The sequence below is a fragment of the Jiangella anatolica genome (genome assembly GCF_003236295.1).
GTDB lineage: Bacteria > Actinomycetota > Actinomycetes > Jiangellales > Jiangellaceae > Jiangella > Jiangella anatolica.
Map to the genome: position 1 here is coordinate 1 of NZ_POTW01000057.1, position 20,534 is coordinate 20,534.

14 protein-coding genes are annotated in these 20,534 nt (G+C 73.8%); 4 read left to right on the top strand and 10 right to left on the bottom strand.

Annotation, left to right across the window (positions count from 1 at the left end; genetic code table 11):
* Positions 1-47 precede the first annotated feature (47 nt).
* Complete coding sequence (locus C1I92_RS20860; RefSeq protein WP_199521435.1) at positions 48-740, bottom strand: biliverdin-producing heme oxygenase; 693 nt, start codon at positions 738-740, stop codon at positions 48-50.
* A gap of 198 nt (positions 741-938) precedes the next feature.
* Between C1I92_RS20860 and C1I92_RS20865 the strand changes: the two genes are divergently transcribed.
* Both C1I92_RS20865 and C1I92_RS20870 read left to right on the top strand, forming a co-directional pair.
* Entirely contained in the window at positions 939-1,616 is a 678-nt protein-coding gene (locus tag C1I92_RS20865) for an LPXTG cell wall anchor domain-containing protein (RefSeq protein ID WP_199521436.1), read from the top strand.
* Positions 1,613-8,815: an HtaA domain-containing protein gene (locus tag C1I92_RS20870; protein WP_111256581.1), complete on the top strand. Its 7,203-nt coding sequence runs from the start codon at positions 1,613-1,615 to the stop codon at positions 8,813-8,815. Before C1I92_RS20865 ends, C1I92_RS20870 begins: the two co-directional genes overlap by 4 nt.
* Positions 8,816-8,843: 28 nt before the next feature.
* On the opposite strand, the gene C1I92_RS20875 is transcribed toward C1I92_RS20870, so the two are convergent.
* Positions 8,844-10,274 (bottom strand): MFS transporter, encoded by a 1,431-nt coding sequence (locus tag C1I92_RS20875; protein WP_111256614.1) that lies wholly within the window; start codon positions 10,272-10,274, stop codon positions 8,844-8,846.
* Positions 10,275-10,394: 120 nt separating this feature from the next.
* On the opposite strand from C1I92_RS20875, the gene C1I92_RS20880 reads away from it, so the two are divergent.
* Positions 10,395-11,045, top strand: coding sequence for a LysE family translocator (locus C1I92_RS20880; protein WP_111256582.1), 651 nt, complete (start codon positions 10,395-10,397; stop codon positions 11,043-11,045).
* Between the two features lie 15 nt (positions 11,046-11,060).
* Here C1I92_RS20880 and C1I92_RS20885 read toward each other — a convergent pair whose 3' ends face one another.
* On the bottom strand, positions 11,061-11,927 hold the full coding sequence (locus C1I92_RS20885) for an aminoglycoside phosphotransferase family protein (RefSeq protein ID WP_111256583.1): 867 nt from the start codon (positions 11,925-11,927) through the stop codon (positions 11,061-11,063).
* A gap of 65 nt (positions 11,928-11,992) precedes the next feature.
* A complete protein-coding gene (locus C1I92_RS20890) occupies positions 11,993-12,250 on the bottom strand; it encodes a DUF2470 domain-containing protein (protein WP_438940534.1) in 258 nt (85 codons plus the stop codon).
* A 68-nt stretch (positions 12,251-12,318) separates the two neighbouring features.
* Here C1I92_RS20890 and C1I92_RS20895 point away from each other — a divergent pair, with 68 nt between their 5' ends.
* Positions 12,319-13,812 (top strand): DUF7059 domain-containing protein, encoded by a 1,494-nt coding sequence (locus C1I92_RS20895; RefSeq protein WP_111256585.1) that lies wholly within the window; start codon positions 12,319-12,321, stop codon positions 13,810-13,812.
* A gap of 4 nt (positions 13,813-13,816) precedes the next feature.
* On the opposite strand, the gene C1I92_RS20900 is transcribed toward C1I92_RS20895, so the two are convergent.
* The 6 genes from C1I92_RS20900 to C1I92_RS20925 form a co-directional block, all read right to left on the bottom strand.
* Positions 13,817-14,641: a HoxN/HupN/NixA family nickel/cobalt transporter gene (locus tag C1I92_RS20900; protein ID WP_111256586.1), complete on the bottom strand. Its 825-nt coding sequence runs from the start codon at positions 14,639-14,641 to the stop codon at positions 13,817-13,819.
* Positions 14,638-15,324: a hypothetical protein gene (locus tag C1I92_RS20905; protein ID WP_111256587.1), complete on the bottom strand. Its 687-nt coding sequence runs from the start codon at positions 15,322-15,324 to the stop codon at positions 14,638-14,640. The genes C1I92_RS20900 and C1I92_RS20905 overlap by 4 nt, the downstream gene beginning before the upstream one ends.
* Before the next feature lie 210 nt (positions 15,325-15,534).
* Positions 15,535-15,942, bottom strand: a complete 408-nt coding sequence (locus C1I92_RS20910) for a VOC family protein (RefSeq protein WP_111256588.1) — start codon at positions 15,940-15,942, stop codon at positions 15,535-15,537.
* A gap of 5 nt (positions 15,943-15,947) precedes the next feature.
* Complete coding sequence (locus C1I92_RS20915) at positions 15,948-18,170, bottom strand: glycoside hydrolase family 31 protein (RefSeq protein WP_111256589.1); 2,223 nt, start codon at positions 18,168-18,170, stop codon at positions 15,948-15,950.
* Positions 18,167-19,279: a glycoside hydrolase family 15 protein gene (locus tag C1I92_RS20920; protein ID WP_111256590.1), complete on the bottom strand. Its 1,113-nt coding sequence runs from the start codon at positions 19,277-19,279 to the stop codon at positions 18,167-18,169. Before C1I92_RS20920 ends, C1I92_RS20915 begins: the two co-directional genes overlap by 4 nt.
* Positions 19,276-20,523, bottom strand: a complete 1,248-nt coding sequence (locus C1I92_RS20925; RefSeq protein WP_111256591.1) for an ABC transporter substrate-binding protein — start codon at positions 20,521-20,523, stop codon at positions 19,276-19,278. Before C1I92_RS20925 ends, C1I92_RS20920 begins: the two co-directional genes overlap by 4 nt.
* Positions 20,524-20,534: the final 11 nt, after the last annotated feature.

The following is a 20,534-nucleotide window of genomic DNA, read 5'->3' on the forward strand; positions in this document are numbered from 1 at the left end:
AGATGTGTATAAGAGCCAGGCGCCCCCGCCACCCCCACCGCACCACGTCAGCCGGCCGCGGGCGGCGTCGCCGGGTGCGCCGCGCCGAGGTCGAGGAAGATCGCCGTGTTCATCCCGTACGCCGCGACCACCTCGTCGATCACGCGCTCCCGCTCGTCGGGGTTCCACGGCGCCGCGTCGAGGCGGGCCCGGTAGGCGTCCTTGAACGGGCGTGGCTTGGGGATCGCGTCGAACCGGTAGAACCGCACGCCGTCGCCGCCGGCCGGGAAGCCGTACGTCCGCGCCACCAGCGTGCCGACGGCCAGTCCGCCGGAGAGGTCGCCCAGGTACCGGGTGTAGTGATGCGCCACGAAGCCGCCGGGCCACTGCGCCGTCTCGCGGATCCGGTCGGCGTAGCGGCGGGTCGCCGGCAGCGGCTCCAGGTCGTCGATAGCGTCGGCGTCGCCGAGCAGGAACGCGAGGTCGGCCCGCAGCGACGGCCCGCGGGTGAGGTCGTCGGTGACGAACGGCCCGGCGACCGGGTCGTCACGCATGCCGGCGGCGACGGACTCCAGCGCCTCGTAGACGAAGTGGTGCTGCGTGACGAGCGCGGTGTAGCCCTCGCGGCTGATCCGCCCCTCCATCAGCGCGTTGATGAACTCCGCGCCGTTGGCGACGTCGTGCAGGGGCCAGCTGCGCTCGCGCAGGGCCTGGGAGAACGTTCGGGGCTCGGCCTCGGCCGGCGTACGGGTGGTCGGCACGGATTCTCCTCCGGGTCGGCACTGCGGATGAGACAAGTATTGCATCTTAGGTTTGCCTACCCCAATGTAGGTATGCCTTACCTATACCGATATCGTGCCTCATTGATCCGCAGAACCTGACATCAGGTTGAAGGGTGGGACATGTCGAACGTTTCCCGACGGCGCTCGCATCGCCGTCGACTCGTCACGGCCGTAGGGGTGGTGATCCTGGCGACGGGGGGCTTTGCCGGCACCGCGGCAGCCGCGTCCGGAACCGGGCCGGAGGGCCAGACGATCACCGTCTCGAAGGTCGACGGACTCGACCCGGCCGGCGAGACGATCACCGTCCACGGCGAGGGCTACGACCTCACCAAGGGCATCTACGTCGTCGTCTGCGTCAACAACGGCGCAGGTCAGCAGCCCACGCCGTGCCTGGGTGGCGCGGACATGGAGGGCGGCGGCGGTGCGTCGGCGTGGATCTCGTCCAACCCGCCGTCCTACGGCGAGGGCCTGGCGACGCCGTTCGAGGAGGTCGGCGGCAAGGGCTCGTTCGACGTCCAGCTGAGCGTCGCCGCGAGCGACGAGTTCACCGACTGCCTCGACCCCGCGCAGGCGCCCAACGGCTGCGTCGTCGGCACCCGCGCCGACCACACCCGCACCGCCGACCGCAGCGCCGACGTGCTGATCCCGATCACGTTCGCGAGCACCGGGACCGGCGGCGAGGGCGGCTCGACGCCGGGCCCCTCCAGCACCACAGCGGCCGGCGGCGGGTCGAACCTCGCCCAGACCGGCGCCTCGATCATCCCGGCCGCGCTGGCCGGCCTGGCCCTGCTCGGCGGCGGAGTGGCGGCCGTCGCCGTCCGCCGTCGTCGTACCGAGGAGACGAACCGACCGTGAGGACCACATCGTTCAGACGGACCGTGGCGACGCTGCTCGCCGCGGCGCTCGGTGCCGGCACGCTGGTCGCGGGCGCCGCGCCCGTCGCGTCGGCCGAGCCCACGGACACGACCGGCGGCACGCTCGACTGGGGTGTCAAGGCGTCGTTCCGCAACTACATCACCGGCCCGATCGCGCACGGCTCGATCGAGGTCCGCGACCCGGCGACGCGCAACGCCGACGGCACGTTCCGCTTCGCCGGGGCGACGGAGGGGACCGGCACCGCTGACCCCGACGCCGGCACCGCCGAGCTGTCCTTCGCCGGCGAGGTCTACTTCGCCGGCCACGACATGGGCGCCGGCCCGCTGCTGGAGCTCACCGTCACCGACCCGCGCGTCACGGTCACGTCCGCGACCGATGGCGTGCTGGTCGCCGACGTGGTCAGCAAGTCGCTGGACTCCGGCCAGCTGGTCACCTACGACGACGTCGAGCTGGCCGACCTCGACCTCACCGACCACCCGCTGACGTTCGACGGTGACACGGTGTCTGCGACGGGAGTCCCGGCCACGCTGACCGCCGCGGGCGTGCCGGCGTTCGCGAACTTCTACGCCGCGGGCACCGCGCTGGACCCGCTCACGTTCACCGCGACGCTGGAGGAGCAGCAGCCGATCTTCGAGCCGTCGATCGAGGTGTTCGCCGCGGACGGCAGCACCCCGGCCGCCGAGGCCGAGCTGACCTACGGCGACACGATCGTCGTGCGTGGCAGCGGCTTCGACCCGAACGGCAACGTCGCCCCGGAGGGCAACCGTCCGCCGATCCCGGCCGGCGTCCCCGCGGGTGCGTACGTCGTCTTCGGCTCGTTCGCCGAGACCTGGCGACCGTCCGCCGGCGCCCCGTCGTCCGCCCGCACCGTCGGCGCCCAGAAGTGGGCGCTCGCGCAGTCGGCGCTGGACCAGGTCCCGGCGCAGTACCAGGACGCGATCCGCGCACAGTGGGCCGAGATCGGAGACGACGGCACGTTCACGGCTGAGCTGACGCTGGCCAAGCCGACGGACCGCACGACCGGTGAGCCGGTGGAGTGGCCGGCGAACACGACCCTCGGCGTCTACACCTACGCCGCCGGCGGCACGACCAACGCCGGCCAGGAGCTGTCCGTCCCGCTCACCGTCACCGAGGACAGCGACCCGGAGCCGATCGACGTCACCGCCGCCACGTTCGAGTGGGGCATCAACCTCGTCTCGCAGTACGGTTCGCCGGCCGGCGGCTGCAGCTTCTTCGTCGCCGGCGTCGCCGACGGCACCGAGGCCAGCTACCAGACCCAGGACGGTGACGTCTACCTGCTCAAGCGGCTGGCCGACGGCCGCGCCACCGCGGTGACGGCGGAGAACCGCTGCTACCCGGTCGCCGATGACAAGATCAACCAGCGCGCGCTGTTCACCGGCGGCACCGGGCGGATCGAGGCGGACGGCGCCGGCACGATCTCGTGGACGGGCGCGTTCACCATCTACTCCTACGGCGGCATGGTGCCGTGGTACGTCCGCGACCCGCGGCTGACCGTCGACGCCGACGGCCACGGCGTCATCACCGCGGAGGTCGGCGGCTTCGCGTCGTCGATGGAGGACCCGACGGTCAAGGAGCCGCTGGACCCGGAGCAGGACGTCACGATCCTGGAGCTGGACGGCGTCGAGGTCGTCGACGGCGCGCTCACCGGCACCCCGGTCTACCAGGGCGTCGACTACTTCCCGCTGAACGACCCGGCCGACCCGGCATCCGGCCGGCGCGAGACGTCGGCGATCCCGGACGAGGCCAAGGCGGCCAACCCGAACTGGGGCTCCTGGCCGACGCCGATCGTCGACTTCCACTACCGCACCGGGCTGTCGTCGTACTGGCACACCAGCGGCCTCAGCGCGGACCCGAACAAGCCGCCGCTGCCGGTGCTGCTCGACCTCGACGGCGGCGTGCCGGAGTTCGTCGACGTGTACCCGGTGACGATCACCGAGCAGCCGCAGTGGGCGCAGGCCGTCACCGGCGAGGACGCCACGTTCACCGTCACCGCCGAGAGCGACGACGCGCTGACCTACCAGTGGCAGCGGCGCGCGCCCGGCGCGGCCGACTGGCAGAACGTCGACGGCGCGACGAGCGCCACGCTGACGCTGCCGGGGGTGACGCCGGCCGACACCGGCACCTACGTGCGGGTGATCATCACGAACAGCACGACGTCGCTGACGTCGGAAGCCGCGGGTGTGCAGGTGCAGGACGCCGCGGCGCCGGAGCTGTGGTCGTCGCCGCTCGACGTGACCACGTTCGAGGGCTACAAGGCGCAGTTCGCCGCCGACATCGCCGGCTGGCCGCGGCCCACGTACCAGTGGCAGACGAGCACCGACGGCGGCGCGACGTGGACCGACCACGGTGAGGCCGGCATCGCCAGCAGCTACGTCGAGCTGACCGGCGTGACGGCGGACCAGGACGGCCTGCTGGTCCGCGCGGTCGGCGGCAACGGCCGCGGCGCTGACGTCGTCACGGAGCCGGCCGAGCTGACCGTGCTGCCGGCGCCGAGCGAGCCGACCCTCGCCTTCCCCGAGGGCGCCGAGTTCGATCCCGCCGCGGACTACATCGTCCTGTCGGCGGTGGGCGGCGGCTACCCGGTGCCGACCAGCACCGTGACGCTCGCCGTCGTCGAGGCCGACGTCTGGGCCGCGCGCGACGACACATTCGACCGCGAGACCGACACGGTCACGTGGAGCGAGATGCACTCGGTCAACTTCACCGACGGGTTCTTCGACGCCGCGCTGTACGTCGAGAAGGGGCAGCTCGACCCGGCGAAGGACTACGTGCTCGCCACGTTCAGCACGACGCCGGGCGACCGCAGCCACGATGCCGAGGTGGCGATCCCGCTCGCCGACGGTGAGCCGGTCTTCGAGCCGTCGATCGAGGTGTTCGCGGCCGACGGCACCACGCCGGTGGCCGAGGCCGAGCTGACCTACGGCGACACGATCGTCGTGCGTGGCAGCGGCTTCGACCCGAATGGCAACGTCGCCCCGGAGGGCAACCGTCCGCCGATCCCGGCCGGCGTCCCCGCGGGTGCGTACGTCGTGTTCGGCTCGTTCGCCGACACCTGGCAGCCCTCGGCCGGCGCCCCGTCGAGCAGCCGTACCGTCGGCGCGCAGAAGTGGGCGCTGGCGCAGGCCGCGCTGGATCAGGTCCCGGTGCAGTACCAGGACGCGATCCGGGCGCAGTGGGCCGAGATCGAGGCGGACGGCACCTTCACCGCCGAGTTGACGCTGGCCAAGCCGACGGACCGCACGACCGGCGAGCCGGTCGAGTGGCCGGCGGACACCACGCTCGGTGTCTACACGTACGCCGCGGGCGGCACCACGAACGCGGACCAGGAGCTGTCCGTCCCGCTCACCGTCACCGAGGAGCCGGCCGCCCCATCGCTGACGCTGTCGGCGTCGGCGGACCTGGACAACGCCGGCAGCAACACCATCGAGGTGACCGGCAGCGGCTTCGCGCCGCAGCGGGCGATCGAGGTCGTCCAAGCGGTCCGGGTCGAGGGCACGGACCCGTCGACCTGGCCCGCCGCGGCCGGCTCGGCCCGGGTCATGACGACGGCCGAGGGGGAGTTCCTCGTCCCGGCCACGCTGAACGCCGTGACCTCGCGGTTCGTGCCGGACGGCGGCGGCGACGTCTACGACTGCAAGGTCGTGGAGTGCGTGCTGCTGGCGACCGACTTCGGCACCGCGGGCGACCGGAGCCAGGACGCCTGGGCGCCGATCGCGTTCGACGACGCCGAGCGGCCCGAGCCGTCGGCGACGCTGGACGCGACCGAGTTCCCGGCGGAGGGCGGCGCCACGCACCTGCACGGCTCCGGCTTCATCGCCGGCGACCACCTGCTGGTCGTGCAGACCACGGCCCGCGGCGACGTGAGTGACCCGCGGGAGCTGCCGCGCAACCCGGCCGGCACCAGCCAGCTGGTTCCCGGCGAGGGCGACGGCGCGTGGGCGCTGCGGCTGGACGGCATCGCGCCGACCTTCACCGCGCAGGACGGCTCGACGGTGGACTGCCGCGAGGTCGAGTGCACGGTCGCCGTCTTCCCGAGCGGGCGCGCCGACCTGACGCAGAGCGTGTTCGTCCCGATCACGTTCGCCGACGACGAGCCGGCCGCAGAAGGCACGCTCGACTGGGGCGTGAAGGAGTCGTTCCGGAGCTACATCACCGGGCCGATCGCGCACGGCTCGATCGAGGTGCGTTCCCCGGCTGTCCGCAACGACGACGGCACGTTCCGGTTCGGCGAGGGTTCCGGTGACGAGACCGCGCTGGCGTTCGGTGGCGAGGTCTACTTCTCCGGTCACGACATGGGCGCAGGCCCGTTGCTGGAGTTGACGATCACCGACCCGCGGGTCTCGGTCGACGGTTCCGACGGGGTGCTGGTCGCCGACGTGGTCAGCAAGTCGCTGGACTCCGGCGAGCTGGTGACCTACGACGACGTGGAGTTCGCGACGCTGGACTTCACCGACCACCCGGTTATGGTCACTGACGGCGTCGTCGCGGCGTCCGGCGTGCCGGCGGCCCTGACGGCCGAGGGCGCCGGGGCGTTCGCCGGCTTCTACGCCGCCGGCACCGCGCTGGACGCCGTCACGTTCACCGTCCCGATCGACGACGACGCGGAGCCGCCGGCGCCGTCGGTCACCGTGTCGGAGGTCGCCGACCTCGACCCGTACGCCGACCAGATCACCGTCACCGGGTCCGGGTTCGCCCCCGGCGACCTGGCCGGCGGGCTGCGCGTCGGCATCGGCGTCGTCACCGGCGACGGCAGCGTGCCGGCGCTGGACCCGGTCGAGACCGTCACGTTCGAGCCGGTCGGCGGCCTGCTCTCGTTCGCCCGGGCGGCGCTCGGCACGTTCGAGGTCACGCTGACGACCGGGCAGGTCGAGCCGGGCACGACGCTGGCCGTGTACACGTCGCCGGTCGACGCCGCGGCGGACCCGGCGTACACGAAGCAGACGCCGATCGCGTTCGCCGACGTCCGCACGCCACAGCTCACCGTCACCCCGGCCGACGAGCTGGCGATCGGCACGGAGGTGCGGATCGACGGGACCGGCTTCGCGCCGAACCGCCGCATCTCGCTCGCGTTCACCGCGAACGCCGAGCAGGACCCCGAGTACGGCTGGCCGACCGGCTGGCTGCAGCACGAGGTCGTGCAGGCCGGCGCGGACGGCACGCTGTCGCGGACGCTGGTCGTGGCCGGCACCGTGACCGGCAGCGGCGTCGACTGCGTGACGACCGCCTGCTACCTGGCCGGTTTCAGCTCGGCGCAGGCGTCCGACGCGACGCCGGTGGACTACCGGGCCGACCGCAGCCAGGACGTGCTGGTTCCGGTGACGTTCGCGGACGACCCCGGTCCGCAGCCGGAGCCGGCCGTCACCGTCACGCCGGACCCCGTCGTGCAGGGCAAGCCGGTCACGTTCACCGGCACCGGGTTCGAGCCTGGCGCTACGGTGACGGCGGTCGTCGACCGGGACGAGGCGCCGGCCGGCGAGGGCAGCCTCGACTGGGGCGTGAAGGAGTCGTTCCGGAACTACATCACCGGGCCGATCGCGCACGGCTCCATCGAGGTGCGCGACCCGGCCGTCGGCAACGACGACGGGACGTTCCGGTTCGGCGAGGGATCCGGTGACGAGACCGAGCTGGCGTTCGGCGGCGAGGTCTACTTCTCCGGCCACGACATGGGCGCGGGCCCGCTGCTGGAGCTGACGATCGCCGACCCGCGGGTCTCGGTCGACGGTTCCGGCGGCGTGCTCGTCGCCGATGTGGTCAGCAAGTCGCTGGACTCGGGTGAGCTGGTGACCTACGACGACGTCGAGCTGGCGGCGCTGGACTTCACCGATCACCCGGTGACGGTGACCGACGGCGTCGTGGCGGCGTCGGACGTGCCGGCGGCGCTGACGGCGGACGGCGTGGCGGCGTTCGCGGACTTCTACCCCGCGGGCACCGAGCTGGACCCGGTCACGTTCAGCGTCCCGGTTGCGGCGGCCGACGCCGCCGACGTCCGGGCCACTGGTGTCGAGGCCGGCGCCGGCACCGCGGGCGACGACGGCACGGTCGAGATCGGCTGGACCGTCCCGGCGGACCTCGCGGCCGGCGGGCACACCGTCGACCTCGTCGTCGAGGCGTCGTCGCTGGCCAGCGCCGCGTTCACCGTCGAGGAGTCGGACGAGGAGCCGCAGCCGGACCCGGAGCCGGCGGTCACCGTCGACCCGGAGTCGGCCCGGCAGGGCGAGACGGTCACGTTCCACGGCACCGACTTCGGCGCCGAGGAGGACGTCGAGGCGACCATCGTCGTCGACGCCGCGTCCGAGGAGCTCACGTTCGAGAACGACCACGGCCAGGCCGTCACGGTCCGGCCGGCGGACGGTAACCCGCTGGTCCAGCGCGACGGCAAGCTCCTGGTCGTCGACGGCGGCGAGCTGGAGGTCACGCTGACCGGGCTGGCGCCGACCAGCGAGGAGAACACGCCGGACGCCCCGGCCGGGTTCTACCTGCTGACGGCGATCGACAACGGCCCCGGTGAGGTCGCGACGCCGGCGATCGGCGGCGCCGACACGACCGGCGAGTCCGGCACGTCGCGGTGGATCACGAACTTCCCGTACCCGGGGAGCGAGGACATCGTGGTGCCGATCGCCGACGGTGTCGCCGAGACGTCGATCGCGCTGGTCGCGGCCGACGAGTACGCCGACTGCGACGCCGGGTGCGTGCTCTACCTGCGCACCGACCACCGCTCGGCGGCCAACCGGGCGTTCGACCTGCGGGTGCCGCTGGAGTTCGTCAGCGCTTCGGAGCTGGCGGAGGCGGCGCAGGCCGAGCCGGTCACCGTCACCGGGACGACCGACGCCGACGGCGCGGTGACGCTGGAGTGGACCGTCCCGGCCGACTCGCCGGTCGGAGCGGCGACCGTCACGCTGACCGGTGCCGACTCCGAGCGGACCGCGTCGGCGCCGTTCAACGTCGTCGCCGCCGCACCCGGCGGCGACGACGGCGGCTCCGGCGAGGACGGCGGCGACGCCGGCGGTTCGGCGGACGGGACGGACGGCGGCGCCGAGGACGGTGACGGCGACCTGCCCGACACCGGCACGGACCCGCTGGTCATCCTCGTCGCCGGGCTGATGCTGCTCGCCGGTGGCATCGCGGTCGCGCTCTACGATCGCCGCCGTCGCGCCTGACGGCGTCACCTGACGGTCCCGGTCGCTCTCAGCGGAGCGGCCGGGACCGTCGGCGTCCCGGGACCAGGAGGAGCGCCGTCAGTGCGGCGGCCGCCAGCAGGATCGCGGCGCCGACGGCCAGCGCGGTCGTGTAGCCGTGCACGGCGGCCGCGGCCGGCGACGCCGCGACCACCGTGGCGGTGGCGGCAGCGGCGACGGTGTTCAGCAGCGCCGTCCCCAGTGCCGCGCCGACCTGCTGCGCGGCGTTGTAGGCGGCCGACGCGGCGCCGACGTCGTGACCGCGCATGCCCTCGGTGGCCAGGCTCGCCGTCGGGGACAGCACGCAGCCCAGGCCGAGCCCCGTCAGCACCAGGGCCGGCAGCAGGTACAGCACGAACACGTGCGAGGTGCCGGCGTCCAGCCGGGTCAGCAGCAGCATGCCGGCGGCGGCCGCGAGCAGGCCGGGCAGGATCAGCGCCGCCGGCCGGACCCGCCCGTGCGACCGCCCGGCGATCAGCATCGACCCGGCCAGCGCCGCGAGCGCGTTGACGATCAGCGTCAGGCCGGCCCGCACCGGGGAGTACCCGAGCACCGTCTGCGTGTAGAAGCTCATGAACAGGTAGAACCCGAAGATCGCCACGAACAGCAGCGTCACGGCGACGAACGCGGCGGACCGGCCGCGGTCGCGCAGCACCCGCAGCGGCAGCAGCGGCGCCGCGGTCCTGGCCTCGACCAGAACGAACGCGGCCAGCAGCGCCAGCCCGCCGGCCAGCAGTGTCCACACCTCCGCCGACTGCCAGCCCAGCGACTCGGCCCGGGCGAACCCGTACACCAGCGCGGCGAAGCCGGTCAGGCTGAGCAGCGCGCCGCCGACGTCGAGGCGGCCCCGTCCACCGACCGGCCGGTCGCCTGGCACCAGCCCGCCGCCCGCCGCCGCGAGCAGCGCCACCGGCACGTTCACGTAGAGGCACCAGCGCCAGCCGGCGTACTCCGTCAGCAGTCCGCCGGCGATCAGCCCCACCGCCGAGCCGGCCGCGCCGACCGCCGCGAACACCCCGAACGCGCGGCCGCGGTCCCGGCCGGTGAACGTCGTCGCCAGCAACGACAGCCCGGCCGGGGCGAGCAGCGCGGCGAACACGCCCTGCAGCGCGCGGGCGGCGAACAGCAGCCCCGGTGCTTCTGCGGCGCCGCCCAGCGCGGACGCGGCGGCGAAGCCGAGCAGCCCGATCAGGAACGCCCGCCGATGCCCGAGCACCCCGCTGACCCGCCCGCCGATCAGCAGCAGCCCGCCGAACGTCAGCGCATAGGCGGTGATCGCCCAGTGCCGGTCGCCGTCGCCCATCGCCAGCGCCTCCTGCGCCGAGGGCAGCGCGATGTTCACGATCGTGCTGTCCAGGACGACCAGGAGCTGCGCCGCACTGACCACCGCCAGCGTCCACCATCGTCGATCTACCAGCGTCTTCTCCGTGTCGAGAGTCATGACTTCCATCGTGTCGTTGAAGTCGTCCCGGAGACTTCGCGCCGCCGCGCCCCTGGTGGGCGGCGTCGAACCCTCAACCGCCGGTGGAATCGAACCGGACCGCGGCGGGTTGGATCGAGCATGGTGGACACCGCAGCCCTGCTCGGGATCACGGCCGTCGCGCTCGGCCTCGTGCTCACCCCGGGACCGAACATGATCTACCTGGTGTCGCGATCGGTGACCCAGGGCCGCCGGGCCGGGCTGATCTCGCTGACCGGCGTCGCGGCGGGCTTCTTCGTCTACCTGCTCGCCGCGGCGGCCGGAATCGCGGCGGTGTTCACGCTGGTGCCGGCGCTGTACACGGCGCTGAAGATCGCCGGCGCGGCGTACCTGCTGTGGCTGGCGTGGAAGGCGATCCGGCCTGGTGGTGAGTCGGTGTTCGCGCCGAAGCCGCTGCCGCCGGACCCGCCGCGCCGGCTGTTCACGATGGGCATGGTCACGAACCTGCTCAACCCGAAGATCGCGATCCTCTACGTGTCGCTGCTGCCGCAGTTCGTCGACCCGGCCCGCGGCAGCGTCGCGGCGCAGAGCGTCGTGCTCGGGCTGACCCAGATCGCCGTCGCGCTGACCGTGAACGGGCTGATCGTGCTGACCGCCGGCTCGCTGGCGTCGTTCCTCGGCTCGCGGCCGGTGTGGCTGCGGGCGCAGCGCTGGGTGATGGGCTCGGTCCTGGCCGGCCTCGCGGTGAAGCTGCTCGCCGACCGCTCCAAGCCGGTGGCCGTCGCGACCTGACGTGCGGCTACGGGGTCAGCGGCCGAGCCGCCGGTGGGCGCCGGCAAAGCCGCGGGCGGCCTCGGCGCGGCAGAACGCGGCCAGCGTCGGCAGCCCTGGTTGCTCCGGCTGCGCGCCGCGCCAGGCCTGAGCTCCGGCGAACGCCAGCAGCAGGTCCGTCACGACCTCTGGGTCCACGGGCAGTGCCGCGGTCAGCGAGTCGAACGCGGCCGTGTCCATCCAGGTCAGCGCCAGCACGAACGCGTCGCCCCAGGACGGGCCGAGGCAGGCCATGCCCCAGTCGACGATCGCCGCGGAGCCGTCGGGCCGGATCAGCAGGTTGTCCTCGCGCACGTCCCAGTGGCACAGCGACTCGGTGGTGAGCCGCTCCGGCAGCGTCGCGACCCGCCGGTACAGCTCGGCGACCCGGCCGGCCGTCCACGGCGGCAGGACGTGGTCCGGTGCGCCGGCGAGGTCGGCCCAGCGCTCCCGCCAGCGTTCGGCGACGTCCGGCAGCCGCCGGATCGCCGGAGTGCCGGCCGGCGCCGGGGTCAGCTCGCGGGCCTGCCGCTCGACGGTCGCCCGGACGGCGGCCTCGTCGACGCCGTGCGGGTCGGCGAGGTCAGGCGGCCGGCCGTCGACGTCCTCGAGCAGCAGCGCGACCCAGTCGCCGTCGTCGTAGGCGCCCAGCAGCGCCGGCCGGTACGGCGCCGGCGGCAGCGACCCGAGCACGTCGATCTCCCGGCGGAACAGCACGGGCGTGTCCGGCTGCAGCGACGCGCCGACCGCCTTGACGAACACCCGCCGGCCGCCGGCGGTGGTCAGCCGGGTCGCGCAGCCCGGCGACATGCCGCCGGTCTGCTCGTGCGTCGCCACGACGGGCGCGCCGAGCGACGCCGACACCCAGTCGCGGACCGCCGCCGGGACGTCGGCGTAGCGGATCCGGACGCCGACCGCGCGTGGCAGCGTCAGTCCTCGGTGCGCGGCTCGACGCCGAGGGCGGCCGCGGCCTCGGTGTAGAGGCGGACGATCTCCTGCCGGATCTCGGGCCGTTCGGTCAGTGGCCGCGAGAACGGCACCCGGACGGTGCGCTCGGCGCCGCCGACCGTGACGGCGAAGTCGGCGCCGGTGCCGTCGAGGTGCGTCATGCGGGCCGCGGTCGCCTCCGGCGTGTCGCCGAGGGCACGGACGATGACCAGCGAATCCGCGGCGTGATCGTCGTTCATGTGGCGGCTCACGGCCGCGATGACGTCGGGTCCGAACGGGTTCTGCGTCACCACGAAAGAATACCGGCGTGACGACACCACACCCCGGCCTGTCCGACGCCGACGTCGCCCGCGTGCGCGACGCGCTGGCGGAGGCCGGGTACACCGTCGACGGCGTGCGCGACCTGCTCGGACCGCGGGCGTCGGCGGCCCTGGACCGCAACGAGACCACTCCCGGCCGGCTCGCCGTCGCCGGGTCGGACGAGCCCTTGGCGCTGCTGGCCCGGCTCTGGTCGCTGCAGGCGCCGGTCGAGCGGCGGCTGCTGGAGCGGGTGCTCCCGGTCGAGCCGCTGCTGTCCGGCGGCATCCTGGAGGCCAGCGCCGACGGCGACACCGTCCGGGCCGCGGTCGACATCCGCCCGTACGCCGACGACGCCGGCGACTGGTGGGTCGTCGCCGACCTGACGCCGGGCATGGACGGCCAGCGGGCGCCGATCCCGGACGACCACGTCCTCGGTCTCAACGCCGCCTCCAGCACGCTCGCCCAGCTCACCGTCCGCCGTCCGGCCGGGCGGGCGCTCGACCTCGGCACCGGCTGCGGCGTGCAGTCCCTGCACCTCGCCCGGCACAGCGAGCGGGTCGTCGCGACCGACGTGAACCCGCGGGCGCTGGCGCTGGCCGCGCTCACCGTCCGGCTCAACGGCCTGGACGTCGACCTGCGCCACGGCAGCCTGTTCGAGCCGGTCGCCGGCGAGACGTTCGACCTGATCGCCACGAACCCTCCGTTCGTCGTCTCGCCCGGCGGCCATCACGTGTACCGCGACGGCGGCCTGCCCGGCGACGAGATCTCCCGCCGGGTCGTCGTCGACGGCGCCCGGCACCTGTCCGAGGGCGGGCTGCTGCAGTCGCTGGCGAACTGGACGCACGTGCGCGGCCTGGACTGGCGCGACCGGCTCGGCTCGTGGGTCGAGGGGACCGGGTGCGACGCCTGGGTGATCCAGCGCGAGGTCGAGGACCCGGCCGAGTACGTGGAGCTGTGGCTGCGCGACTCCGGTGAGGTCGGCGACGCGGGCTACGCGCAGCGTTACGCCGACTGGCTGCGCTGGTTCGACGAGCAGTCGGTCGAGGGGATCGGGTTCGGCTGGATCGCGTTGCGCCGCACCGGCGCCGCCGATCCGTCGGTCCGGATCGAGGAGTGGCCGCACGCCGTCGAGCAGCCGCTCGGTCCCGCCGTCGGCGCCTGGTTCGACCGGGTGACGGGTCTGCGGGTCTCCGACGCGGCGCTGTGGGACGCCCGGCTCGTGCAGGCCGACGACGTCGTGCAGGAGCAGGTCGGCCGGCCCGGCGAGGAGGATCCGGAGCACATCGTGCTGCGGCAGCGGCGTGGCCTGCTGCGCGCCGTCACTGCCGGGACCGCCGAGGCCGGGTTCGTCGGCGCCTGCGACGGGACGCTGCCGGCGGGCGTGATCGCCGACGCACTGGCGACGGTGCTGTCGGTGGACGCGGTGAAGCTGCGGGCCGAGCTGCTGCCCCAGATGCGCACGCTGGTCCAGGACGGCTTCCTGGAGCTCGCCGCGCGGTAGCGCCTCAGGACGCGCCGGCCACCGCGCCCAGGCCGACGACCAGGTAGGTCAGCCCGCCCAGCGTCACACCGACGGCGGCGAGCAGCGGCACCCCGCGGGCGATCCGGGCCAGCCGGTGCGACCGGTGCGCCGACTCGCCGAGCATCGTGCTGCCCTTGATCACCAGCAGGCCGACGGCGGTGAGCGTCCCGGCCAGCCCGATCGCGAAGCAGACCACCAGGATCAGCGCGTACGCCGTCCGGCCGGTGAGGATGCCGCTGACCAGGATCAGGAACGCCGACGGCGACGGCAGCAGGCCGCCGGACAGCCCGAGCGCGACCAGACCCCGTCGCGACCAGGGCGCCACCCCGGGCGGCGGCTCGTGCCCGTGACCATGGCCGTGACCGTGGCCATGTCCGTGACCATGGCCGTGCCCGTGACCACGTCCGGCGGCGGCCAGCTCGGGCGCCGACACCGACCGGACGCTGCGCACGTACCGTCGCAGCAGCCCCACCCCGACGGCGATGACGATCAGCGCGGAGATCACCTGCAGCCAGGACGTGAGCAGCTCGGTGTCGGTGCCGCCGGACGCCGTCAGCCCGACCCAGCCCAGCGCCAGCACGAGCACCGAGAACGTGTGCATGCCCGCGACGATCGCGCCCAGCACGAGCGCGTCGCGGTAGCGCGCGTGCGCGCCGATGAGGTAGGCGGCCGCGATGGTCTTGCCATGCCCGGGCGCGACGGCGTGCGCGCAGCCCACCACGACGGCCACGACCAGTCCGGCCCACCAGACGCCCGGGTTGTCGAAGAGCGCGATCAGCCGGTCGTCGAGTTCGTAGAGCCAGTTCACCGGGCGACCTCCGCGGTCTGCGGCGCGGCGGCGCGGCGCCACCAGAGCAGGGCGCCGGCGACGGCGGCGAGGACGAGGGCGCCGGCCGCGACCAGCGCCGTCCGTGCCGTTCCACTGCCGCCCGCCGCCTCGAACCGCCACTCCTGCGTCGCGGTGCTGCTGGTGAACAGCGCCGACGTGTCGCCGGACGTGACGACCGTGCGGTAGTTCTCGTTGATGTCGGTGAGCGTCGTGACCGTCAGCTCGACCGCGTCGACCGGCTGGGGGCAGCTGTAGACCATCTGGGCGCCGAGGGTCAGCAGGTCCTGCAGCTGAGTGACCTGCCCCTCGCACGGCCGCCCGTCCTGCTCGATGACGAAGTGCGACAGCAGGTAGCTGGGCAGGTTGTCCGAGCGGGCCAGCAGTTCGGCGCCGGTCAGCTGCTCGCCGGTGCCGCCGGTCTGGTCGGTCTGGCCGGTGAAGGCGCCGATGAACTCGCCCAGGTTGACCCAGTCGTCCTCCGCGGCGGTCCAGGTCACCGCCACCTCCGCCCCGTCGGCGTTCAGCCGCGCCGCCAGCGGCGGCCCGAACGGGTGCGCCCCCGCCGGCGGCGCCGCGACGACGGCGGCCCCCGCGGCGGCTCCGGCGGTGACGGCGGCGGTCGCGAGCGCGGCGACCAGCCGGCGGCGGTGGACGTGCGGCACCGGCCCTCCTCGTGGCATGACAGGACTCCGGACAGCCAACAGGTGCCGGGCGCGCAGCATCCGCCTCCGGGCCGTCGTCCACATGAACCCCGGATGAACTTCCCGTTCGCCCCGGCATGTCCGGTTCGCGGCCGGGCGAGCCTGGGCAGGAAGCCGGGCATCACCACTCGTTTCGTCGACAGAACTTCCGTCGATTCGTCGAACCGGGGCTCAGGGCTGGGCGGCCGCCGCGGCCAGCTGGGCGTCGCTGCGAAGGACGCAGAACTCGTTGCCCTCCGGGTCGGCCAGCGTGACCCAGCCGGTGCCTGGTCCGTACTTGCCGCGGTGGTCGGCGACCTCGGTGGCGCCGATGCCGCGCAGCCGCTCGATCTCCTCGTCCTGGGTGCGGTCGGTCGGCCGCAGGTCGAAGTGCAGCCGGTTCTTAGCAGTCTTGCCCTCCGGCACCTCGATGAACAGCACCCGGTGACTGCCGTCCGGCGCCTGGATCATGCACTCCTCGTGACCCGGCGCGTTCGGGTCGTCGGCGATGTCGACGTAGCCGAGGACCTGCTTCCACCACTCCGACAGCTCGTAGGCGTTGGCGCAGTCGATGCTCGTGTGCGAGATGCGGGAAGTCATGGTGGTCAGCCTGGCAGGTCGGCGAACACCTCGCTCAACGTCGGCCAGGCCGACGCGCGGCAGTAGACCGGGACCTCGTCGATCGGCGCCGGCCGCGTCACCGTCCGCCCGCCCTCGACGGGAGCGCCGGTCCAGACGTCCACCCACGAGCCGGCCGGCAGGTAGACATCCCAGGTCGACGCGCCGGGGGACAGCACGGGCGCGACCAGCAGGTCGTCGCCCAGCAGGAACTGCCGGTCGGCGACCGACCAGGCAGCCGGGTCACCCGGGTGGTCGAAGAACAGGCCGCGCATCAGCGGCGCCCCGCCCGCCACCGCCGCGGCGGCCGACGACGACAGGTACTCGACCAGCCGCTCCCGCAGGTGCGCGAACCGGCGGAACACCGGCAGCACCCGCTCGTCGCCGGTCTGGTCGGCGACATTCCAGGGGGTGCGGTCGCGGGCCGGGGTCCGGTGGTGGTTGAACTCCGAGTGGTACTGCATGATCGGCATGAACGCCGACGCCGCCGCGGCGCGCAGGTACAGCTCGGCGTCCGGCACCTCGCCGGAGAAGCCGGCCAGGTCCCAGCCCCAGTAGACGATCCCGCACGCGCCCGCCGTCACACCCGCGACCACCGCCGAGCGGAAGCCCGACCACGTCGAGTCCTCGTCGCCGGCCCAGAACGCGCCGTGCGCCTGCGAGCCGGTGAACCCGGCTCGGCTGAACGTCACCGGCGCCTTGCCGGCCGAGCGCAGCAGGTCACCGTAGGCCCGCGCGTACTCGACGGGGAACCGGTTGTTCCCGGCCAGCCCGCGCAGCACGCCACCACCGTGCACGAGGTCGCGTCCCCACGCGTGCTCGCCGCCGTCGGTCTTGAACCCGTCGATCCCCAGCTCCTCGACGAGGTAGCGCCGCTTCGACGTCCACCACTCACGCGCCTTCTCCGACGACAGGTCCGGCATCAGCGCGAGCGGGAACCACCAGCCGCGGTTGCGGTACGGACGCCCGTCGGCCTCCGTGACGACGTACCCGCCGGCCACCGCGGCGCGGACGTCGGCCGCCTGCTGGCCGCGCGGGTGCGGCCGCATCTTCAGCAGCGGGATCTGCCACAACAGGACGCGGACGTCCCGCGAGTGCAGCTCGTCCACCATCCCGCGCGGGTCGGGCCAGGCGCCGTCGGCGGGGAAGGCGAAGTCGGCCAGCCGGTGCGGCGCACCGTCCTCGTTGACCTCGTACCGAGCGTCGCGGAACGCCGTGAACGTCGACTCGTCGCTCCACGCCTCGATGACCAGCGCGCCGACGGGGATGTCGTGCTGACGGTGGGCGTCCAGCTCGGCCATCACCCGGGCCTGCGTGTTCCACTCGTTGCCGCTGGCCCAGAGCCGGAACACCCAGTCCGGCAGCGGCTCCGGCCGGCCCACCTCGGCGACGAACTGCTGAACCACCGACGCGGGCGTGCCGGTGTAGACGCCGACGGAGAGCGCGTCGTCGCTGTCCAGGTCGGCCTCGACGACCAGCCGGTCCGGCGTCGTCGCGCCGACGTCGTACCAGGTGCGCCGCGCGGTCCGGACGTGGAGTCCCCACGCACCGGAAGCGCCGATGACCAGCGCGAACGGCATCGGCAGATAGGTCCGCCCGTGCGCGCCCTGCGCCTTGTACTGCTCGAACACGACGGCGTCGAGGGTGCGGCCGCGCTGGTCGACGGCGTCGTACCGCTCGCCGAACCCGACCACGTGCTCGTCCGGCGCCAGCCGCAGCGCGAACCGGACCCGCCGCGGCCCCTCCGGGCCGGTGAGCCACTCGACGCTGCCCGGCACGAGCCGATCCCCGCCGACGTCCAGACGCCCGCCGGCGGACGACCACGCACCCGCGGTCACGGAGAACCAGCGCGTCCGCCGCACCGCGCCGGACGAGAGGGTCGCGACGAACCGGTACCGATACGTCGCCCCGGCGGCCAGCGGCGGCGTCGTGACCGACCAGAACGACCGGTCCGCCAGCGACCGCGCCTGAGCGGCGGCCAGATGCCCGCCGTCCCCGGCCACGTCGTCCGCCGACGAGGTCGACGGCGCCAGCAGCGGCCACGTCTCCACTCCGGCAGGCCCGGACCACTCGCACACGATCGACGTCACGGACGCCGACGCGCGCACCCGCAGCTCGCAGGTCTCGCCGTCGACCGGGAGTGGCGGCACCCGCTGGTCGCCGGTGACGGCGTACGGGTGCTCGGAGCCGAACGGACGGTGCCGGATCATCGCGCCACTCCCACCAGGCCGAGCTCGGCCGCCAACGTCAGGTACATGCCGTGCGACCACAGCAGCGGCGTCGCGACCGCGCCCCAGCGGTCGATCCACTCCTGCTCGCGCTCCGGCGCCAGCAGGTGGTGCCCGACCTGTTCGGGCAGCTCACCGTCCGGTGTGGCCTGCGCCGCGATCCACCGCAGCGAGGCCCAGGCGTCCTCGACCCGGCCGGCCGCCGCGTGGTTCCAGCCGAGGAACGCCGTCAGCAGCGGCCACTGACCGCCGCCGTAGAACGTGTCGGCCGCGTACCGGTGCACGCCGCCGCCGACGCTCAGCGCGTCCTCGACCGCGGCCACGGTCGCCCGGCCGAGGACACTGTCCACGGCGACCAGCCCGAACGGGACGACGCAGGCCAGCAGGCTCGCGTCGACGTCGGCCGCGCCGAGCCACTTGGTCAGGTGCCCGTCCGCGACGCCGGACGACAGCACCAGCGCGTCGATCTCCTCGGCCGACGCCGACGCCGCCTCGCGCTCGGCGGGCGAGAGGGCGCCCGCCAGCGCCGGATGCGACCCGGCCGCCGCCAGGCCGGCCCGGATCGCACCCAGAGTCGACACATGCCGGTGGTCAACGTGCTCCTCCCACCAGTCGTAGCAGGGCCGGGCCCAGAACGTCGTCAGGTACCGGACCGCCGTCGCCACCCCGGCGTCCACCCCGTCGACCGGGCCGTGCCGGTCGGCGTGCGCCGCCAGCGCCCACAGCCAGGTGCCGTAGCCGTCGAGCTGGAAGTCCCACCACGGATCGTTCCCGACGCCGCCGTCGATCGTGTACCGGGTCGGCAGCAGGTCCGCGACCGGGATGTGCTCCCCGGCGGCAGAACGCGCGACCAGCGCGTCGACCTGGTCGGTCCGCTTGGCCAGCACGTCGGCGCACCAGCGGTGGAACGCCGCCGGGCCGTCGGCGTCGCCGTAGCGGCTGGCGCCCTCGGCGATGAACGCGCCGTCGCGGAACCAGCTGTAGCCGCGGTACGCGCTGAACGTCGGGCTGGCCGGGTAGGCGCCGGAGGGCGCCTGATGGGTGGCGATGACGCGGTGGCTCGCCTCGGCGAGCGCGACCAGCTCGGTCACAGCAGCTCGTCCACCCTTGCGGCGGCGTCGGCGATGGCCTGCTCGACGGTCTTGCGGCCGGCGGCGGCGTTGCCCAGCTCCTCGGTGACGGCGTCCTGCATCTCCTGCTGGCGGACGATCACCGGCGGCAGCACGGTCTCCTCCAGCGCGTCGAACACCGCCTGCCGGTTCGCCGGCGGGGTCTGCTCCAGGTACGGCGCCAGCTTTGCCTCGTCGGCGATCGGCGGCAGCTCCCAGCCCGCACTCAGCCGGGTGTCGACCGTCGTGTCGGACGAGGTCAGGAACTCCAGCCAGGCCTGCGTCTCCTCGGGGTGCTCGCTGTTCGCGCTCACGACGACGCCGTTGGTGAACATCGCGCTGGCCCGGTTCGCGTCGCCCGGCTCGACGACGACGTCCCACTCGAACGGGACGTCGGCCAGCGGGCCGAACATCCAGATGCCGCTGTGCCACATGGCCAGCTTGCCCTCGCGGAACAGCGTCGAGTCGAAGTCCGGCGTGCCGGCGCCCTCGGCCTCGGTCGGCATGACGGTGCCGGACTTGCCGGCCAGCCACGTCGCAGCGGCGACGCCCTCGGGGCTGTTGAACGCCGTCGCGCTGCCGTCCTCGGTGAGGAACTCCCCGCCGGCCTGGGCCAGCGCCTTGTAGAACTCGTGGAACGTCGCCGGCTGGTAGTCGCCCCAGACACCGGCCGCGGTGTCGGTCAGCGCCTCGGCGGCGGCCCGCTCGTCCTCCCACGTCCAGTCCGCCGTCGGCTCCGGCACGCCGGCCGCCGCGAACAGGTCCTTGTTGTAGAAGAGGACGACGTCGCTGAACGACTCCGGCAGGCCGAGCTGCGCGCCGTCGTGCTGGAACGCCTCCAGCAGCGACGGCGTGTAGGCGCCGCCGTCGACGTCGAGCTCCGCGAGCGCGCCACTGTCGGCGTAGGTCACGAAGTTCTCGTAGTTCAGCTCGAACGCGTCGGCCTCGGTGCCGCCGGCGACCGCCGTCTGCAGCTTGGTGAAGTAGTCGGCGTACGGGGTCGTCTCGACCTGCACGTCGATGTCGGGGTTCTCCTCCTCGAACGCGGCGACGATGGCCTCGAGGTTCTGCTCGTTGCCGCCGTTGGACGAGAACTCCATGTAGCGGACGACGGTCTGGCCGTCCTCGCCGCCGTCCTCGCGGGTCGCGGACCCCTGCGAGCAGGCCGACAGGGCCAGGAGCGCGGCCGCGGCGGCGACGGCGCCGAGCCGGATCGGGTGAGTCATGGGAACTCCAT

Coding starts and splice junctions, on each gene's coding strand:
- C1I92_RS20875 (WP_111256614.1), bottom strand. CDS start 10,274: ATGACTCTCGACACGGAGAAGACGCTGGTAGATCGACGATGGTGGACG.
- C1I92_RS20880 (WP_111256582.1), top strand. CDS start 10,395: ATGGTGGACACCGCAGCCCTGCTCGGGATCACGGCCGTCGCGCTCGGC.
- C1I92_RS20890 (WP_438940534.1), bottom strand. CDS start 12,250: ATGAACGACGATCACGCCGCGGATTCGCTGGTCATCGTCCGTGCCCTC.
- C1I92_RS20910 (WP_111256588.1), bottom strand. CDS start 15,942: ATGACTTCCCGCATCTCGCACACGAGCATCGACTGCGCCAACGCCTAC.
- C1I92_RS20915 (WP_111256589.1), bottom strand. CDS start 18,170: ATGATCCGGCACCGTCCGTTCGGCTCCGAGCACCCGTACGCCGTCACC.
- C1I92_RS20925 (WP_111256591.1), bottom strand. CDS start 20,523: ATGACTCACCCGATCCGGCTCGGCGCCGTCGCCGCCGCGGCCGCGCTC.